Source organism: Streptococcus anginosus (assembly GCF_001697145.1).
Classification (GTDB): Bacteria; Bacillota; Bacilli; order Lactobacillales; family Streptococcaceae; genus Streptococcus; species Streptococcus hominis.
Genome location: NZ_CP012719.1, coordinates 384,440 through 403,521 on the forward strand (window position 1 = coordinate 384,440; position 19,082 = coordinate 403,521).

16 protein-coding genes and 1 other RNA gene are annotated in these 19,082 nt (G+C 40.2%); 14 read left to right on the plus strand and 3 right to left on the minus strand.

Going from position 1 to position 19,082, the window contains the following annotated elements:
- The first annotated feature begins 55 nt into the window (after window positions 1-55).
- From SanJ4206_RS01925 to pepC, 3 genes are all read left to right on the plus strand, one after another.
- A complete protein-coding gene (locus SanJ4206_RS01925; RefSeq protein WP_003028428.1) occupies window positions 56-1,516 on the plus strand; it encodes a nicotinate phosphoribosyltransferase in 1,461 nt (486 codons plus the stop codon).
- Complete coding sequence (nadE, locus tag SanJ4206_RS01930; protein WP_003028427.1) at window positions 1,513-2,337, plus strand: ammonia-dependent NAD(+) synthetase; 825 nt, start codon at window positions 1,513-1,515, stop codon at window positions 2,335-2,337. The genes SanJ4206_RS01925 and nadE overlap by 4 nt, the downstream gene beginning before the upstream one ends.
- Before the next feature lie 147 nt (window positions 2,338-2,484).
- Entirely contained in the window at window positions 2,485-3,822 is a 1,338-nt protein-coding gene (gene pepC / locus SanJ4206_RS01935; protein WP_003028426.1) for an aminopeptidase C, read from the plus strand.
- 196 nt (window positions 3,823-4,018) lie between these two features.
- Here pepC and pbp1a read toward each other — a convergent pair whose 3' ends face one another.
- Together pbp1a and recU are read right to left on the minus strand one after the other, a co-directional pair.
- A complete protein-coding gene (gene pbp1a / locus SanJ4206_RS01940; protein ID WP_157622017.1) occupies window positions 4,019-6,199 on the minus strand; it encodes a penicillin-binding protein PBP1A in 2,181 nt (726 codons plus the stop codon).
- On the minus strand, window positions 6,192-6,794 hold the full coding sequence (recU, locus tag SanJ4206_RS01945; protein ID WP_003028424.1) for a Holliday junction resolvase RecU: 603 nt from the start codon (window positions 6,792-6,794) through the stop codon (window positions 6,192-6,194). The genes pbp1a and recU overlap by 8 nt, the downstream gene beginning before the upstream one ends.
- A 69-nt stretch (window positions 6,795-6,863) precedes the next feature.
- Between recU and SanJ4206_RS01950 the strand changes: the two genes are divergently transcribed.
- The 7 genes from SanJ4206_RS01950 (at window position 6,864) to ahpF (ending at window position 13,122) form a co-directional block, all read left to right on the plus strand.
- Window positions 6,864-7,391: an SLOG family protein gene (locus tag SanJ4206_RS01950; protein ID WP_003028423.1), complete on the plus strand. Its 528-nt coding sequence runs from the start codon at window positions 6,864-6,866 to the stop codon at window positions 7,389-7,391.
- 69 nt (window positions 7,392-7,460) lie between these two features.
- Window positions 7,461-7,805 (plus strand): cell division regulator GpsB, encoded by a 345-nt coding sequence (gpsB, locus tag SanJ4206_RS01955; protein ID WP_022525308.1) that lies wholly within the window; start codon window positions 7,461-7,463, stop codon window positions 7,803-7,805.
- 13 nt (window positions 7,806-7,818) lie between these two features.
- Window positions 7,819-8,185: RNase P RNA component class B (rnpB, locus tag SanJ4206_RS01960), an RNA gene on the plus strand.
- A 55-nt stretch (window positions 8,186-8,240) separates the two neighbouring features.
- On the plus strand, window positions 8,241-9,395 hold the full coding sequence (locus tag SanJ4206_RS01965; protein ID WP_022525307.1) for a THUMP domain-containing class I SAM-dependent RNA methyltransferase: 1,155 nt from the start codon (window positions 8,241-8,243) through the stop codon (window positions 9,393-9,395).
- A gap of 12 nt (window positions 9,396-9,407) precedes the next feature.
- Window positions 9,408-10,910 (plus strand): cell division site-positioning protein MapZ family protein, encoded by a 1,503-nt coding sequence (locus tag SanJ4206_RS01970; RefSeq protein WP_003028419.1) that lies wholly within the window; start codon window positions 9,408-9,410, stop codon window positions 10,908-10,910.
- Between the two features lie 102 nt (window positions 10,911-11,012).
- Window positions 11,013-11,579 carry an alkyl hydroperoxide reductase subunit C gene (gene ahpC / locus SanJ4206_RS01975; RefSeq protein WP_003028418.1) on the plus strand — a complete coding sequence of 189 codons (567 nt, stop codon included), beginning with the start codon at window positions 11,013-11,015 and terminating at the stop codon, window positions 11,577-11,579.
- A gap of 10 nt (window positions 11,580-11,589) precedes the next feature.
- The gene (ahpF, locus tag SanJ4206_RS01980) at window positions 11,590-13,122 is read left to right on the plus strand and encodes an alkyl hydroperoxide reductase subunit F (RefSeq protein WP_022525306.1); all 1,533 of its coding nucleotides are present in this window, start codon (window positions 11,590-11,592) and stop codon (window positions 13,120-13,122) included.
- A 48-nt stretch (window positions 13,123-13,170) separates the two neighbouring features.
- On the opposite strand, the gene SanJ4206_RS01985 is transcribed toward ahpF, so the two are convergent.
- Complete coding sequence (locus SanJ4206_RS01985) at window positions 13,171-13,653, minus strand: S-ribosylhomocysteine lyase (RefSeq protein WP_003028416.1); 483 nt, start codon at window positions 13,651-13,653, stop codon at window positions 13,171-13,173.
- A gap of 215 nt (window positions 13,654-13,868) precedes the next feature.
- On the opposite strand from SanJ4206_RS01985, the gene SanJ4206_RS01990 reads away from it, so the two are divergent.
- From SanJ4206_RS01990 to SanJ4206_RS02005, 4 genes are all read left to right on the plus strand, one after another.
- Window positions 13,869-15,476: a ribonuclease Y gene (locus SanJ4206_RS01990; protein ID WP_003025825.1), complete on the plus strand. Its 1,608-nt coding sequence runs from the start codon at window positions 13,869-13,871 to the stop codon at window positions 15,474-15,476.
- Between the two features lie 161 nt (window positions 15,477-15,637).
- Window positions 15,638-16,264, plus strand: a complete 627-nt coding sequence (gmk, locus tag SanJ4206_RS01995; RefSeq protein ID WP_003043430.1) for a guanylate kinase — start codon at window positions 15,638-15,640, stop codon at window positions 16,262-16,264.
- 25 nt (window positions 16,265-16,289) lie between these two features.
- Window positions 16,290-16,604: a DNA-directed RNA polymerase subunit omega gene (rpoZ, locus tag SanJ4206_RS02000; protein ID WP_003028415.1), complete on the plus strand. Its 315-nt coding sequence runs from the start codon at window positions 16,290-16,292 to the stop codon at window positions 16,602-16,604.
- A 58-nt stretch (window positions 16,605-16,662) separates the two neighbouring features.
- Window positions 16,663-19,044: a primosomal protein N' gene (locus SanJ4206_RS02005; RefSeq protein ID WP_037582605.1), complete on the plus strand. Its 2,382-nt coding sequence runs from the start codon at window positions 16,663-16,665 to the stop codon at window positions 19,042-19,044.
- Window positions 19,045-19,082 lie beyond the last annotated feature (38 nt).

Here is a 19,082-nt window from a genome sequence, read left to right on the forward strand (position 1 = left end):
TTGCTTGTTTGATTTGTGGTATAATAAGTGAAAATACATCTTATAAGGAGTCGTTATGTATCCAGATGATAGTTTAACCTTGCATACGGATTTGTATCAAATTAACATGATGCAAGTTTATTTTAGAAGAAATATTCATAATAAACGTGCTGTTTTTGAAGTTTATTTTCGGAAAGAGCCTTTTCATAGTGGCTATGCAGTTTTTGCTGGCTTGGAGCGGATGGTTCATTATTTAAATCATTTGACATTTTCAGATAGTGATATTGCCTATCTTCGTTCTCTTGACTATGATGAAGAATTTTTAGACTATTTAGCAAATTTAAAATTGGAATTAACAGTGCGGTCTGCACAAGAGGGAGATTTGGTCTTTGCGAATGAACCCATTGTTCAAGTAGAAGGTCCCCTTGCTCAATGTCAATTAGTGGAAACCGCCTTATTAAACATTGTCAACTATCAAACCTTGGTAGCGACAAAAGCAGCTCGGATTCGCTCAGTTATCGAAGATGAGCCTTTAATGGAATTTGGTACACGTCGAGCACAGGAAATGGATGCGGCTATCTGGGGAACTCGTGCGGCAGTGATTGGTGGAGCAAATGGAACCAGTAATGTTCGGGCTGGAAAACTCTTTGATATTCCAGTCTTAGGAACGCATGCGCATGCTCTCGTTCAAGTTTATAGAAATGACTATGAAGCTTTTAAGGCATATGCTGAAACGCACCATGACTGTGTTTTCTTGGTGGATACCTATGATACATTTCGTCTCGGTGTGCCTGCAGCGATTCAAGTGGCGCGTGAAATGGGGGATAAAATCAATTTCCTTGGAGTGCGGATTGACTCAGGGGATTTGGCTTATATTTCTAAAAAAGTCCGCCAGCAGTTGGATGAAGCTGGTTTTCCAAATGCTAAAATCTACGCTTCTAACGACTTGGATGAAAACACAATCCTCAACTTAAAAATGCAAAAGGCCAAGATTGATGTGTGGGGCGTTGGAACTAAGCTCATCACGGCTTATGACCAACCAGCACTGGGAGCCGTTTATAAGATTGTGGCTATCGAAGATGAACATGGCAATTTGCGTAATACGATCAAGCTCTCTAATAATGTGGAGAAAGTATCAACGCCGGGTAAAAAACAAGTTTGGCGGATTACTAGCCGTGCAAAAGGCAAGTCAGAAGGAGACTATATCACTTATGATGGCGTAGATGTGAATGCTATTGCCGAGTTAGAAATGTTCCACCCAACTTACACCTACATCAATAAAACAGTGACAAATTTTGATGCAGTGCCTCTTTTGGTAGATGTTTTTAAACAAGGCCAACTCGTATACCAATTGCCAACCTTAACAGAAATCCAAACATATGCTCGCAAAGAGTTTGATAAGTTGTGGGATGAATACAAACGGGTTCTCAATCCACAAGATTATCCTGTGGATTTGGCACGTGATGTATGGCAAGATAAGGTGGATTTGATTGATCAAATGCGCAAAAAAGCAAGCCAAATGGGAGAAACAAAATGACCTTACAGGAAACGATTGTCCAGCAATTAGGTGTGAAACCTGTCATTGATCCACAAGAAGAAATCCGTAAATCCATTGATTTTTTAAAGGATTATTTAAAAAAACATTCCTTTTTGAAAACCTATGTTTTGGGAATTTCGGGCGGACAAGATTCCACTTTAGCAGGACGTTTGGCGCAATTAGCAATAGAGGAAATGCGAGCTGAGACTGGCGATGCTAGCTATCAATTTATCGCAGTGCGCTTGCCGTATGGAGTGCAGGCTGACGAAGACGATGCACAGCGAGCTCTTGCTTTTATCCAGCCGGATGTCAGTCTTGTGGTTAACATCAAAGAAAGTGCAGACGCTATGACAAAAGCGGTTGAGGCTACAGGAGCAACTGTTTCAGACTTCAATAAAGGCAATATTAAAGCTCGTAGTCGCATGATTGCGCAATACGCTTTAGCAGGCTCTTATAAAGGAGCAGTGGTTGGAACGGATCATGCCGCAGAAAACGTCACGGGATTCTTTACGAAATTTGGTGATGGTGGTGCAGACATTCTGCCCCTTTATCGTCTCAATAAACGGCAAGGTAAGCAACTGTTGGCTGCCTTGGGCGCTGATCCTGCCCTCTATGAGAAAGTACCGACTGCGGATCTGGAAGAAGAAAAGCCAGGCATTGCAGATGAAGTCGCTCTCGGTGTCACTTATAACGAAATTGATGACTATTTGGAAGGTAAGACCATTTCTGACCAAACGAAAGCAAGGATTGAATCTTGGTGGCATAAAGGGGAGCATAAACGCCATTTGCCGATTACAATCTTCGATGATTTTTGGAAATAAGCAGGAGAATTGTTCTGACTCACGTTTTTTAGAATACGAAGACTACTAAAATTAGTTGTATAACAAAAAGTTAGGTGCGCCTAACTTTTTGTTTGAAGAATTTTGAAAATAAGCTATAATAGTGTTTAGAATTAGAAGGAGGTATCTATGAATTCTATAGATCAACAATTTACAGATAAATTATATGCAAATTATGAAGCAACTGCTAAGTATGCTGCAATTGAAAATGCAGTTAGCCACAATGGTTTATTAACATCGCTTGAAAAGCGCAGCAGTGCGATTGAAAACAATCCTGTGTTTTCTATTGACTTAACCAAAGATAAAGTCAGCAATCAAAAAGCATCTGGACGTTGCTGGATGTTTGCAGCACTCAATACTTTCCGTCATAAAATGATTGCAGGCTTTCAATTGGAAGAATTTGAATTGTCGCAAGCACATACATTCTTTTGGGATAAATATGAAAAATCCAACTGGTTCTTAGAGCAAGTCTTAGCAACAGCTGACCAAGACTTAACTAGCCGCAAAGTGAAATTCCTCTTAGATACGCCTCAACAAGACGGCGGACAATGGGATATGGTTGTGGCACTTTTTGAAAAATATGGAGTTGTTCCAAAATCAGTTTACCCAGAATCCATTTCATCTAGCAATAGTCGTGAGCTCAACCAATATCTCAATAAATTACTCCGTCAAGATGCACAAATCTTGCGTGACTTGGTTACTAGTGGAGCAGACACAGTAGCTGTCCAAGCTAAGAAAGAAGAGCTTTTGCAAGAAATCTTTAATTTCTTAGCAATGTCACTTGGACTTCCACCTCGTACTTTTGATTTTGCTTATCGTGATAAAGACAACAATTTCCACAGTGAAAATGGCTTAACACCACAAGCATTTTACAAAAAATACGTGGATCTTCAATTAGATGATTACGTTTCAATCATCAATGCTCCTACAACTGACAAACCGTACGGTAAATCTTACACTGTTGAGATGTTAGGAAATGTCGTAGGAGCGCGCGATGTCCGTTATTTGAATGTTAATATGGAGCGTTTGAAAGAGCTGGCTATTGCTCAAATGCAGGCTGGAGAAACTGTTTGGTTTGGTTCTGATGTCGGTCAATCTAGCAACCGCAAAGCAGGCGTTATGGTTAACGATATGTACGATTTCACATCAAGCATGGATATTGAATTGACACAAGATAAAGCGGGACGTTTGGATTACAGCGAAAGTCTCATGACCCATGCTATGGTCTTGACGGGTGTTGATTTGGATGAAAATGGAAAATCAACAAAATGGAAAGTGGAAAATTCTTGGGGAGATAAAGTTGGAGACAAAGGTTATTTTGTTGCCAGTGATGACTGGATGGACGAATACACTTATCAAATCGTTGTCCGCAAAGAATTTTTAACGGCTGAAGAATTAGCTGCTTATGAAGCAGAACCAAAAGTACTTGCTCCGTGGGATCCAATGGGAGCTTTGGCTAGCAAATAATAAGAATTAAAAAGAAGCGAGATAAAACTTTTAATCTTGCTTCAAAAGACTCTGCAAGAGAATGAAATATTAAAAACACGAGCAATCAAGACCAGTAAATAACTGGCTATAAGATTGTTCGTGTTTTTTAATTTTTACAAAACTCTGATTTGAAGGTGTTAACTTCTAAACGGCTTGGCTTTCAGAAACTTCTTCATTATCGATTTCGTGCGGGAGGAGTTTCCGAATTTCTACTGTTATTAGGAGAATTTGTAGATGTGGAAGCACTGGGTTCCGTACTTGATGAAGAACTGCTTGATGAAGAACTACTTGATGACTCTTGAGTAGAGCTTTCTTGACTATTTGAAGATGTAGACGATTCTTCTAAGATAGAACTTGAAGTAGAATTATAATAATTTTGTTGATATCTATTAGTTGCATTGGCTAAAAAGACATAATTTCCGCTACGATAAAGGCCGCTAGGCATTTCCCAGTCTTCTGTCCCACTTTCAGACAAGTAAGACATCATCGCACGGTAAACATCTGTTGCAACTTTCACACCGTCATCCAGAACAGGAGTAAGACGATTAGTGTAACCTGTCCATACCGCCATTGAATATTTCTGCGTATAACCAACAAAGAGTTCATCAGGAGTCACAACACTAGAGCCACCATAAGGCTTCGTTAGTTTCGCCAATTCATCATCGGAATAGTTGGAAGTTCCTGTTTTACCAGCTTGATAGACACCAGATATAGCTGCATTGGTCCCAGTACCAGATGTAAGAACTGTTTTCAGCATATTTGTCATCATGTAAGCTGTTGTTTCTTTCATTGCGGTTGTACCTTGATTAGAGAAATCTTTTGAGGTTCCATCGCTAAAGACAACACGGCTGACATATTGTGGTTTGTAATAAGTTCCACCATTTGCAAAAGCAGCATAGGCAGCAGCCATTTTTTCACTGCTGGCACCATATTTTCGATCGGATTTTGTCGTGTTACTTGAAATGGCATTTGCATATACCATATCTGGATAATTAATGCCCAGTCCGCTTAGGAATTTCTTAGACTTGCTGAGTCCGACAGCTTCTAACGTCTTGACAGCTGGAACGTTCCGAGACTCTTGAAGTGCATACTGAATGGTGATGTTTCCAAAATAGCGCATATCCCAGTTGTAGACTGGAGTAGTTGTTCCAGGATAATTATAAGGAGCATCACTAATATAAGCAGCTGTAGAAGTGTAAATGCCATTTTCAATGGCTGGAGCGTAATCCGTGATTGGTTTCATGGTTGATCCCCAGTCGCGATTGGTTTCAACTGCTTGGTTAGTACCAAAAGAAACATTTGAAGCTTGATTTCGGGCTCCTAGTTGAGCAATTACCTTACCAGTTGTAGCATCTATAATGGTAGAAGCTACTTGTAATTCATTATCTGGATAAGCAACATATTCATTGCTATTATAAATGTTCCAAAGGCGTTCTTGAGCCGCTCTGTTTACGTTTGTATACACTTCCATTCCCGTCGTCAGCAAGTTATAACCCGTTTCTTCTTGGACTTGCTCAATAACTTGCTTTAAGTAATTATCCATGTAAGCAGGATAAGAAGCTGAATTTTTTAAGCTTTGCAGACCATCTGTGACGGGTGTATTGACTGCTTTTTCATATTGCTCAGCAGAGATGTATTTGAGTTTATACATTTCTGACAATACAAGATTGCGACGATTTTTGGCTGCTTCTGGTTTTGTATAAGGGTCGTATTGGTTTGGTGCCTGAGGCATCCCCGCCAATAAAGCAGTTTGAGCCAAGCTTAAATCTTTCAAATCTTTGCCGTAATAACTTTGAGCAGCTGTTTGCATACCGTAGTTACCATTTGACATATAGACCTTATTTACATAGTATGTAATAATTTCTTGCTTAGTGGCTTTGCGCTCCAATTGAATAGCTAACCAGGCTTCTTGAATTTTCCGTGATAGTGTTTGGTCGGCACTTGAAGTGGAGAAGTAGGTCAGTTTAATCAACTGTTGCGTCAACGTTGACCCTCCTTGTCGATTTCCTCTGTGCAGATTATTCAAGAAAGCACCCAAAATACGAACAGAGTCCACGCCGCGATGGTTGAAGAAACGGTGGTCTTCAATTGCAACGATAGCTCGTACTAAGTCAGTTGGAATATCACTTGTTGCCGCATTGACCCTTTTTTCAGAACCTAAGTCAGCAATAAGATTGTTTTCACTATCATAGATTTTACTGGAAGTTGTGGCGACTAGTTTCTTTTCTGACAAGGCAGGTGCCTTGTGAACTTGATAGAGAAAAATTCCTCCACCAGCTACAACTCCAAGCATAAATAATGTAATGAGACCGATAGCTACATATTTTGCAGCTGTCAGTAAAGATTGCTTATTCATTTATTTTACCACCTAGTAAATTTTGTTGAATGATTTCAAGATAGGGAATGCTAGGAAGACCATTCTGTGAGATAGAATATCCATGCTTTTGAATGTAGTCAAGCGGCATGGACTTTTTCCCCTTGTCAATCTTGAAAAAGTTAATTAAATAAGGAGCAGGAAGTAGATATGTCGATTTTAAGGCTGAAAAGTGCAATAAAACAAAACAAATTCCTCCTTGTTTGACGACTTGTTCCATGTGCTTGATTTGATGAGCATGAAAATTTTTCATCGGCATGGAAGCCTTTTGATGTGTTTCTTTTGCTTCAAAATCTATATAATGTCCTTGATAGACACCAGAATAGTCTGTTGTAGAGGCTTGTCGAAAGTAGGCTTCAACAATTTTTGCTCGACTACGTCTGGGATAATCCACTTTTACAATCTGAATAGGGGTTGGTTTCTTGTGAATGACCGCTAAATCGTGACTAAGATAATAATCATTCGTTTCATTGATCATTTTTTCAAACGACATTCCCCGATTCGCAAAGTCAACGGACTTCTTTTTGGGAAGTCTTAATGAATTTCGAGAGGGAACTTTATGTGGATAGTTGACCATATATCTCCTTATTGGTACAATAACATCACTCTATTATAACATAAAAAAGGAAATAAAGGGATAATTTAAGTGGTTAGCGTGTTAATAGTAGGTTATCGGAATTTTGATTTGGGAATTTTTAATGACAAAGACCCTCGAATCAAGATTATTAAAAAAGCCATTCAGCGAGATTTGACGCGTTTATTGGAAGAAAGTGCGGAGTGGCTGATTTTCACTGGGAACTTAGGTTTTGAAGTTTGGGCACTAGAGGTTGCAAAAGAATTGCAGCAAGATTACGATTTTCAAATTGCAACGATTTTTACTTTTGAGAATCAAGGTGAAAACTGGAATGAAGTCAATCAAGAAAAATTAAACCGTTTCAAACAGGTGGATTTTGTTAAATACGCCTATCCTCATTATGAAAATCCCAGCCAATTTCGTGATTACAATCACTTTCTACTCAGTAATACAGACGGGGCTTATATTTTTTACGATGAAGAAAATGAAACAAATTTAAAATATCTTTACCAAATGATGAAGAAACAAGAACAATACTTTATCAAACAATTAACATTTGATGACTTGAATGAGGTCGCAGAAAATTTTTCCGAAAATTAGATGTTTAACCTTGATTTTTGCGGTTCATTTTTTATATAATTAAAGTAATGAACGAGAATGGAGAGAGAAATGGCTAGTATTATTTACACACCGAAAGATATTTTTGATCAAGATTTTAAAGTTGGTGTCCGTGGTTATAGCAAGGTTGAAGTGGACGAATTTTTAGATGATGTCATTAAAGATTACGAGACATATGCTGCTTTGGTAAAGGAACTGCGTGAAGAAAATGCTCGTTTGAAAGCAGAACTCGCTAAAAAGTCAAATGAGGCGGCGACTTCACCTTTGACGCAATCTATCATGGAAACCCCTCATCAAGCGGCATCTGCTACGCTGACAAATTTTGATATTTTAAAACGCTTAAATCGTTTGGAAAAAGAAGTATTCGGCAAGCAAATCTTAAATAACGAAATTTAATCAGTAATGTGCAATTTTTGGATAATCGCGTGAAGAGTTCGTCTTTTCATGAGGAAAGTCCATGCTAGCACGGGCTGTGATGCCCGTAGTGTTTGTGCTAGGTGAAACAATAAGCCTAGGGACGGAAGTATCCGTTACGGCGACTGAAATGGCTAAGTCTTTGATAAGTCAAAATAGGTCTGAAAGTGCCACAGTGACGTAGTTTTTGCGGAAACGCAAGAAGTGGAACGCGGTAAACCCCTCAAGCTAGCAACCCAAACTTTGGTCGGGGCACGGAATGCGTGGAAACGAACGCAGCATTCTGACTGGTAACAGTAGACAGATGATTATCGAAGGAAATGATACCTAGTTATTTCTGGAACAAAACATGGCTTATAGAAAGTTGCATATAGGTTTAGCTAGCGTATTATGCTAGCTTTTATTTTGAGAGGACGAATGAAAACAAAATTTAAGTTGATTGCGACTGCTGCGGCTGGTTTAGAGGCTGTGGTTGGTCGTGAAATCAGAAATCTTGGCATAGAATGTCTAGTAGAGAATGGGCGCGTGCGGTTTGACGGAACTGTTGAAACCATTATTGAAACGAATCTCTGGTTGCGCGCGGCAGACCGTATTAAAATTGTTGTTGGCAACTTTCCGGCTAAGACCTTTGAGGAATTATTTCAGGGAGTTTTTGCGCTGGATTGGGAGAATTATCTACCGCTGGGAGCTAAATTTCCTATTGCCAAGGTAAAATGTGTCAAATCAAAACTTCACAATGAACCAAGTGTGCAGGCTATTTCTAAAAAAGCAGTAGCCAAGAAGCTGCAAAAGCATTATGCTCGACCCGAAGGTGTTCCCTTAATAGAAAATGGAGCAGAGTTCAAAATTGAAGTTTCTATTTTGAAAGACGTGGCAACTGTCTTAATCGATACGACAGGTTCTAGTCTCTTTAAACGTGGTTATCGGACTGAAAAAGGTGGTGCACCGATTAAAGAAAATATGGCGGCTGCGATTTTGCTCTTGTCCAATTGGTATCCAGATAAGCCTTTGATTGATCCAACCTGTGGTTCAGGAACTTTCTGTATTGAAGCAGCTATGATTGGCATGAATATAGCACCGGGGCTTCATCGCCATTTTGCGTTTGAAGAGTGGAATTGGGTTGACTCAGACTTGATTAGGCGTGTTCGTGCTAGAGCTTTAGGACAGATTAAGCAAGACATTCAGCTTGATATTTTAGGGACTGATATTGATGCACGTATGGTGGAGATTGCCAAGCGAAATGCCGAAGAAGCAGGTGTTTCTGAGCAGATTGTTTTCAAGCAAATGCGTTTGCAAGATTTGCACACCGACAAGATAAATGGTGTCATCGTTTCCAATCCGCCTTATGGCGAGCGATTGTTGGATGATGATGCTGTGACCAAGCTTTATCAAGAAATGGGACAGACTTTTGCGCCACTAAAGACGTGGAGCAAATTTATCTTGACGAGTGATGATGCATTTGAAACAAAATTTGGCAGTCAAGCCGATAAAAAACGCAAACTCTATAACGGGACTTTAAAAGTTGATTTGTACCAATATTTTGGTCAGAGAGTCAAACGCCAAATAGATTAGAAAGGATTTGCCGTGAGTAAAGACGAAAAACATTTGCCAGAACAAGAAGAAAAAGAATCAATTCTTGATTTTGAAACAGCTAAAGAAATGACGATTGGTCAGGCTGCTCGAAAAAGTGAAGAACTTGAAGCAGGAGTGACGGAAGAGGACAATGTACTGGATAAATACATCAAACAGCATCGTCAAGAAATTGAAGCTGGAAAATTTTCGGCTCAATCTGCAGAAGAAATGCCTGAAGCAGAAGATCAAAAACAACTGAGCCAGTTAGACTTGGCAGAATTTATCCAAGAGATGCACGAGGAGGTTCAAGAGGAAAAAAACCTAGAATCTGCAGAGGTAGCGTCTGAGGAGTCTGCCTTTGATGAAACAGTAGCTGCACTTGCAGCCAGCGAAGCAGAACCGCAAGAAACTTCGGAAGAAAACAGTACACAAACTCCAGAGGAGCTAGAGGCTGAGACAAAAATAATGGAACCAATTCAGCCTGAAATGGATGATATTCCTGTGAGTTCAACTGAGTCAACGGAAAACTATCCGACTTTTACAGCGCTGGATGAAGAAATGGAAACGGAGAAAGTTCCATTTTATAAAAATAAAAAAGTCGTGTATTCAGCAGTAAGTGTTATTTTACTGGCTTTAATCGGCGGAACAGCTTATCTGTCTTTGAACAAAAAGCAAGCGAAAACAACCACAACTTCGACGAGCCAAACAAGTAAATCTTCTACCGCTTCTAGCTCTGAAAATAAGGATTTGAAAGCTTTCAATAGCCTTTATGATTCATTCTTTACAGATGCCAATAAATTGGCTTTGAAAAACAGCAGTTTCGGAAACTTAAACAAACTAAAAGCAGCATTGGAAAAATTAAAAAATACCAACGAGTACAATGTTGCCAAAGCAAAATACGATAGCTTGGTCAAACAAGTTGAAGCTGTTCAAAATTTGAATGCGCAATTCACTTCAGCAGCTATTACAGATGGTGTTTTGGATACTAAAGCAAAGGTTAAGGCTGATGCTAAATTTACAGATGTCACAACTGGAAATACGGACTTGGATAAGGTGTTGAAATCTGCGATTAGCTTAGGCAAGAGCCAGCAAGTAGCAACGCCAGCTCCTCAATCTGAGGCTGCCGCTGCACCGTCACAAAGCTCCGCTCAACCACCTGTAGCAGAACAACCAGCTTCTGTACCAGCGCAAACAACTGCTCCAGCAGCACCAGCGTCAGGCACGAATTTACAGCGTCAGTTGAGCCGAGTGCCGTACGACCAAACTAAAATTAACGACAGTAATAATCCAGCTTGGAATTTCAATCCTGGTGTGTTAGAAAAAATCTTAGCAACCTCACGGGAACGTGGCTATTTCACAGGAGATAATTATATTCTTGAACGTGTGAATATTATCAACGGAAATGGTTATTACAATTTATTTAGAACGGACGGCACCTACCTCTTTAGTATTAACTGTAAAACGGGTTATTTTGTAGGAAATGGCGCGGGTTACGCAGATGCTTTGGATTATTAGGAAACGTTTTCAAGCAAGATATTAGACACTAAAAATCTTATAGGCTATAATGGGCTTATAAGATTTTTATTTTATTATAAAACTAATTTTGGAGGTAATCTTATGTCACTTATTGGTAAGGAAATTGTCGAGTTTACAGCAGATGCTTATCACGCTGGAAACGGGAAATTTATCACAGTTTCTAGTGAAGATTTAAAAGGTCATTGGAGCGTCGTTTGCTTCTATCCTGCTGATTTTTCATTTGTTTGTCCGACTGAGTTGGAGGATTTGCAAGAGCAGTATGCAGCTCTTAAAGAACTAGGTGTGGAAGTTTATTCTGTTTCAACAGATACGCATTTTACACATAAAGCTTGGCATGATCATTCAGATGCCATTGGAAAACTTGAGTACATTATGATTGGAGATCCATCTCACACTATTTCACTTGGTTTTGACGTGTTAGATGAAAGCGGGCTGTCTCAACGTGGTACCTTTATCATCGATCCAGATGGAGTTGTACAAGCACTTGAAATCAATGCAGACGGTGTTGGGCGTGATGCTTCTGTCTTGATTGACAAAATCCATGCTGCACAATATGTACGTAGCCATCCAGGTGAAGTGTGTCCAGCTAAGTGGAAAGAAGGAATTGAAACGCTGACTCCAAGTCTTGATTTAGTTGGTAAAATTTAAGGAGGCTTATATGGCTTTAGATGAAACAATTAAAGCACAACTGAAGCAATACTTGGAACTTTTAGAATCTGATGTTGTATTTCAAGCGTCTTTAGGTCAAGATGAGCGTTCTGAGCAGGTGCGGGCTTTTCTAGAGGAAATTGTAGCAATGTCTCCACGTTTATCACTAGAAAATACAGAAACTAACCGTAAACCAAGTTTTATCGTGACACAAGTTGGTCAAGCAGGTCGTGTTCAATTTGCAGGTCTTCCCTTGGGGCATGAATTTACATCTTTTGTGCTTGCTTTGCTACAAGTCTCTGGTCGCGCACCAAAAGTAGAAGATGCTGTTGTAAACCGAATTCAAGCTATTAAGCAATCACTTCATTTTGAAACTTATGTCAGCTTAACCTGTCATAATTGCCCAGACGTTGTGCAAGCTCTCAATGTGATGGCTATTTTGAATCCTAATATCAGCCACACAATGGTCGAAGGAGGCATGTTTAGACAAGAAGTTGAAGACAAAAAGATTATGGCTGTTCCAACGGTTTTTCTAAATGGTGAAGAATTTGCGAATGGTCGTATGACCATTGAGCAACTGCTTGACAAAATTTCTGGACCTGCTTCAAGTGAAGAATTTGACAAAAAAGAACCATTTGATGTGTTGGTCGTTGGGGGCGGACCTGCAGGAAATAGCGCAGCTATTTATGCTGCTCGTAAGGGAATTCGTACAGGTATGGTCGTTGAAACTTTCGGTGGACAGGTGATGGAGACCGTTGGTATTGAAAATATGATTGGAACTCCCTATACAGAAGGACCTAAGCTGATGGCGCAAGTAGAAGAACATGCCAAGAAATATCCAATTGATATCATGAAGAATCAACGTGTGAAGAACATTGAGAAAAAGGAATTGATTGAAGTGGAACTTGAAAATGGAGCTGTTCTGAAAGCGAAAACGGCAGTTCTTTCTGTTGGTGCTCGCTGGAGAAATGTTAATGTTCCTGGTGAAGAAGAATTCCGAACAAAAGGTGTAACCAATTGTCCACATTGTGACGGTCCTATTTTTACAGGTAAAAAAGTAGCTGTTATCGGTGGAGGAAATTCTGGTATTGAAGCAGCGATTGACTTGGCTGGTCTGGCAGAGCATGTTTATGTGTTAGAATTTCTACCAACTTTGAAAGCCGATCAAGTATTGCAAGATCGGGTACACCAACTTGAAAACGTGACGGTTCTAACCAATGTAGCAACAAAAGAAATTCAAGGTTCTGATCAAGTGGAAGCCATTACTTATCTCAATCGTGCGAACAATGAAGAACATAAAATCGAACTCAGCGGTGTCTTTGTTCAAATTGGTCTTTTACCAAATACAGACTGGCTCAAAGATAGTTCAGTTGCTCTCAATGAACGTGGTGAAATTATTGTTGACAAACATGGTGCAACAAATGTTCCAGGAATTTTTGCGGCAGGTGATTGTACTGATAGTGCTTATAAGCAAATCATTATTTCAATGGGGTCAGGAGCGACAGCAGCTTTGGGAGCGTTTGATTACTTAATTCGTCAATAAAAAAGAAAACGAGCAGGAGAATTTGCATTTCCTGTCCGTTTTTTTATTTTATACAAGATGCCGCTCAAAAGGATCGTCAGAGATCCCTTGAGCTAAAATTAACTTGCACCATTCTTTGGCAGAAAAGAGACTGTGGTCTTTGTAATTTCCACAGGATTCAATGCTTGTTCCGGGAACATCAGTCCAGGTGGTTTCTCCAGCAATTTCCTCTAAAGCTGCCTTGATGACTTTGGCAATTTCGGTTGTACTATGTCGTCCCCACATAATCATGTGAAAGCCAGTACGACAGCCAAAAGGTGAGCAGTCAATCATACCGTCAATCCGAGTGCGGATGAGCTTAGCTAGCAGATGTTCAATCGTATGAAGTCCAGCGGTCGGAATGGCATCTTCATTAGGCTGTACCAGACGAACATCAAAGTTGGAAATGATATCCCCTTTAGGTCCCGCCTCTTCGCCAATCAAGCGTACGTAGGGGGCTTTGACAATCGTGTGATCCAACTCAAAACTTTCAACAATGACTTCTTTGACCATAAATAGAACTCCTTTTACTTTTAATAAATTATACCATATTTTGCTCTAGCAAAGAAAAAAATTCTGCTTACCAAATCCAGACAGGAAAAAGGATTCGCGAAAAAGAATGTGAAAACAGTCACGTATTTATAAGAATTTAGTTTGTGAAAAATCGATTTTTATGATAAAATAATTAAGAATTTTACAATTCAATATCAATAATTTGAGGTAAAAACATGGAAATGATTTTTGCAGGTGTTTTTGCCGTCATCATTGGTTTAGTCATTGGATATGTAAGTATCACAGTTCGCATGAAATCTGCGAAAGAAGCTGCGGAACTTACTCTTTTAAATGCTGAACAAGAAGCAACTAATTTACGTGGACAAGCTGAGCGCGAAGCGGATTTGTTATTAAAAGAAGTGAAGCGCGAAAGTAAATCCCTTAAAAAAGAAGCACTGTTAGAGGCAAAAGAAGAAGCCAGAAAATATCGAGAAGAAGTTGAGGCAGAATTTAAATCTGATCGTCAAGAATTGAAGCAATTGGAAAGTCGTTTGACAGAACGTGCGACAAGTCTTGATCGTAAAGATGACAATTTGACCAACAAAGAAAAAACACTCGAGCAGAAAGAACAAAGTATTTCTGATAGAAACAAAAACCTTGAGGCGCGTGAAAACAAACTGACAGAGTTGGAGCAGCACAAAGAAGCAGAATTAGAGCGTGTTGCTTCACTTTCACAAACTGAAGCCAGAGATATCATTCTCACTCAGACTGAGGATAAGTTATCAAAGGAAATTGCGACGCGTATTCGTGAAGCAGAGCAAGAAGTCAAAGAACGTTCTGATAAAATGGCAAAGGATATTTTAGTCCAAGCCATGCAACGGATTGCAGGTGACTATGTTGCGGAGCAAACCAATTCAACAGTTCATCTGCCGGATGATACGATGAAAGGTCGCATTATTGGACGTGAAGGTCGGAATATTCGAACCTTTGAAAGTTTAACGGGTATTGATGTCATTATTGATGACACACCAGAAGTGGTGACTTTATCTGGTTTTGATCCTATTCGACGTGAAATTGCACGCATGACAATGGAAGCCCTGCTGAAAGACGGTCGTATCCACCCAGCTCGCATTGAAGAATTAGTGGAGAAGAATCGTCTGGAAATTGACCATAAGATTCGTGAATATGGTGAAGCAGCGGCTTATGAAATCGGTGCACCAAACTTACATCCGGATTTGATGAAGATTATGGGACGCTTGCAATTCCGTACGTCATATGGGCAAAATGTATTGCGTCATTCTGTTGAAGTTGCTAAGTTGTCTGGTGTCATTGCAAGTGAACTCGGTGAAAATGCTAACTTAGCTCGCCGTGCAGGCTTCCTTCACGATATTGGAAAGGCTATTGACCGTGAAGTGGAAGGTAGCCATGTGGAAATTGGGACAGAATTGGCTCGTAAGTATAAGGAACATCCAATTGTGGTCAATACAATTGCCAGTCATCATGGTGATGTAGAACCTGAAAGTGTGATTGCAGTTATTGTTGCAGCAGCCGATGCGCTTAGTGCGGCTCGTCCAGGTGCTCGTAGCGAATCCCTTGAAAGCTATATCAAGCGCCTGCAAGATTTGGAAGAAATTGCCAATAGTTTTGAAGGTGTGAAAAATAGTTTTGCCTTACAAGCAGGTCGTGAGATTCGGATTATGGTCAATCCTGGTCAAATCAAAGACGATAAGATTACTATCTTGGCTCATGATGTGCGTGAAAAGATTGAAAACAACCTCGAATATCCAGGAAATATCAAAGTAACGGTCATTCGGGAAATGCGTGCTGTAGATTATGCCAAATAGACCTTGCTTAACATGAGCTACTCATCTATGATGTGCAGCTCCCTGTAAGCAAATGATACCTATATTGATTTTCAAAAACAAGCACATATCTATGCGAAAAAGCAGTTGAAAAAATACTGCTTTTTTGTTACACTAGATAGAAAGACAATGAAGGAGATATGATGGCGGATCGTGGCTTGTTAATCGTTTTTTCTGGTCCCTCAGGTGTGGGGAAGGGAACGGTTCGACGTGAGATTTTTGAAAGCTCGGATAATCAGTTTCAATACTCTGTGTCCATGACAACTCGTGCTCAACGTCCTGGTGAAGTGGACGGGGTTGACTATTTTTTCCGTACGCGCGAAGAGTTTGAGGAGTTGATTCGGCAAGGTCAGATGTTAGAGTATGCAGAGTATGTTGGCAACTACTATGGAACTCCTTTGACCTATGTGAATGAAACTTTGGATAAAGGGATTGATGTTTTCCTTGAGATTGAAGTTCAAGGGGCGCTTCAGGTGAAGAAAAAAGTGCCGGATGCTGTCTTTATCTTTTTGACGCCACCTGATTTGGCAGAATTACAAGATCGCTTAGTGGGACGTGGAACAGATAGTGCTGAAGTAATTGCCAAACGCATTGCCAAAGCAAGAGAAGAAATTGCTCTCATGCGCGAATATGACTATGCCATTGTCAATGATGAAGTTCCGTTAGCAGCGGAACGTGTCAAGCGCGTTATTGAAGCAGAGCATTTCCGCGTGGAACGTGTCATCGGTCACTATCAAGATATGCTGTCAGAACAACTTTCAGTTAGATAAGAATTTAGAAATTAGGTAAAGAATTATGATGTTAAAACCTTCAATTGACACCTTGCTTGATAAGGTGCCTTCAAAATACTCCTTGGTAATTCTTGAAGCAAAACGTGCTCATGAATTGGAAGAAGGAGCAGCTCCGACTCAAGAGTTTAAGTCCGTCAAATCAACACTTCGTGCTTTAGAAGAAATCGAATCTGGCAATGTCGGGATTCACCCAGATCCTGAGGGCAAGCGGGAAGCAGTTCGTCGACGTGCTGAAGAAGAACGCTTACGCAAAGAAGAAGAAGAACGTAAAATTAAAGAACAAATTGCCAAGGAAAAAGAAGAGGGTGAAAAGATTTAAGGTTGGGTCAGCTCAATCTTATTTTTTCTTTTAATGAGAAATGAGAGGTGGTGAGAATGTGCAACTTGCAAAAGTCATTGTGGATGTCCCTTTAATGCAGACCGATAAACCTTACAGTTATGCGGTTCCGAAAGAATTTTCAACTATGCTAGAAGTTGGTATGCGTGTGCATGTGCCTTTTGGGAAAGCCAATCGCTTGATTCAAGGGATTGCCGTAGAGCTGACAGAAGAAACGACACCAGAATTGAAAGAGATTGTAGAGGTTTTGGACTTTACGCCAGTTTTAAATGAGGAGCAACTGTGGTTGGCAGAAGAATTGAGAAAATCTGTCTTTTCTTACAAAATTTCAATTTTAAAAGCTATGTTGCCGGGATTTTTGAATTCTAGCTATGATAAGATTCTCCATGCGCAACCTTCTTTGAATGAACAAGATCGACTGCTTATTTTTGGCAATGCAGAGCAGCAACATTTCTCATCGCTTGATAAAGAGCTGCAAGCTAAGGTAATGCGTTTGACACGGCAAGGGGCGATTCAGGTAGAATACCAAGCGATAGATCAAAAGCATATTAAAACAGAAAAATGGTATCAAGTTAATCAAGGAATTTTGGAGCAGCTAGTCATTCCCCAACGGGCGAAAAAAAAGCAAGCCTTGCGAGACGTTTTGCAAGGTCAGACTGACATGTACCGTTTGGCGGATTTGAAAGAGCATTTTTCAAGAGAGGTCATTCATTATTTTGTGGAGCAAGAGGCTGTACAAATCATCGAAAAAGAAGTTAGTCGTTCTGAGGCTTATTTTGAAAATGTTGCAACGGATTCTGCACTGGTGCTAAATGAAGAGCAAGGAGTTGCGGTTCAAGCTATCACGCAGCAAATCGGGCATGGTGGTAAGCCATTTCTACTAGAAGGAGTGACAGGTAGCGGTAAGACAGAGGTTTATTTGCAGGTCATTCAAGAGGCGCTCAGCCGTGGCAAGACAGCCATTATGTTAGTGCCTGAAATTTCCTTGACACCACAAGTTACCAATCGTTTTGTTGCGCGTTTTGGAAAGAAAGTTGCCATTCTTCACTCAGGCCTTTCAAATGGAGAAAAGTATGATGAATGGCGCAAAGTTGAGCGAGGAGAAGCGCAAGTTGTTGTTGGCGCCCGTTCTGCCATTTTTGCTCCGTTAAAAAATATTGGTGCAATTATCATTGATGAAGAGCATGAAGCGAGTTACAAGCAAGACTCCAATCCACGCTATCATGCACGAGATGTCGCTTTACTACGTGCAAAGTACAATCAAGCCGTTCTGGTGTTGGGGTCGGCGACGCCGAGTTTAGAAAGCAGAGCGCGGGCTGGCAAAGGTGTGTATCACTTTTTGCAATTGACCAAGCGAGCCAAGCCGCAAGCTCAGATTCCTGAAGTGGAAATTGTGGATTTTCGTGATTATATTGGGCAAAATGAGGCTAGTAATTTCACTCCGGTTCTGTTAGAGGCAATCCAAGATCGACTAGATAAGAAAGAACAGGTTGTTTTGATGTTGAACCGACGGGGCTATTCTAGTTTTGTCATGTGTCGTGAATGCGGAACGGTTGATACCTGTCCAAACTGCGATATTTCCTTGACCTTGCATATGGATACGAAAAGTATGAATTGTCACTATTGTGGTTTCTCAAAAGGGATTCCTCATACTTGTCCGAATTGCTCCAGTCGGAGCATTCGATACTATGGAACTGGGACACAAAAAGCCTACGGTGAATTAGCAGAAGCCTTTCCGCAAGCTCGAATTTTGAGAATGGATGTTGATACCACTCGTAAAAAGGGCAGTCACGAACAAATCTTAAAAGAATTTGGGGAAGGGCGTGCAGATATTTTACTGGGAACGCAGATGATTGCAAAGGGGCTGGATTTCCCGAATGTCACTCTCGTTGGAGTGCTCAATGCAGACACGGCTTTGAATTTGCCAGATTTTCGTTCATCTGAGCGCACCTTTCAACTCTTAACTCAGGTTGCTGGGCGTGCAGGACGAGCTGAAAAGGAAGGTCATGTGATTATTCAAAGTTACAATCCGAAGCATTATGCGATTACTTTTGCGAAAAATCAGGATTATGAGGGCTTTTATGCTTATGAAATGAGTATCAGAAAGCAGTTGGCCTATCCACCTTATTATTTTACGGTGGGTCTTACCTTGTCTCATAAAATAGAAGCAGAGGTCGTCAAAAAGTCATACGAAGTCTTGAATATGATACGTTCTGGCTTGTCAGATAAGGTTCAGATATTGGGACCAACTCCTAAGCCGATTGCCCGCACTCACAACCTCTATCACTATCAATTGATTATTAAATACCGTTTTGAAGAACACTTGCAAGATGTGTTGAATCAGATTTTGGATTGGACGCAAGAAAAGGTCAATAAAGACTTACGCTTGAGTATTGATCATGAGCCACAAAGTTTTATGTAGCCTTTTTTAAAGAAATACACGACTTCTTCTGATATAAT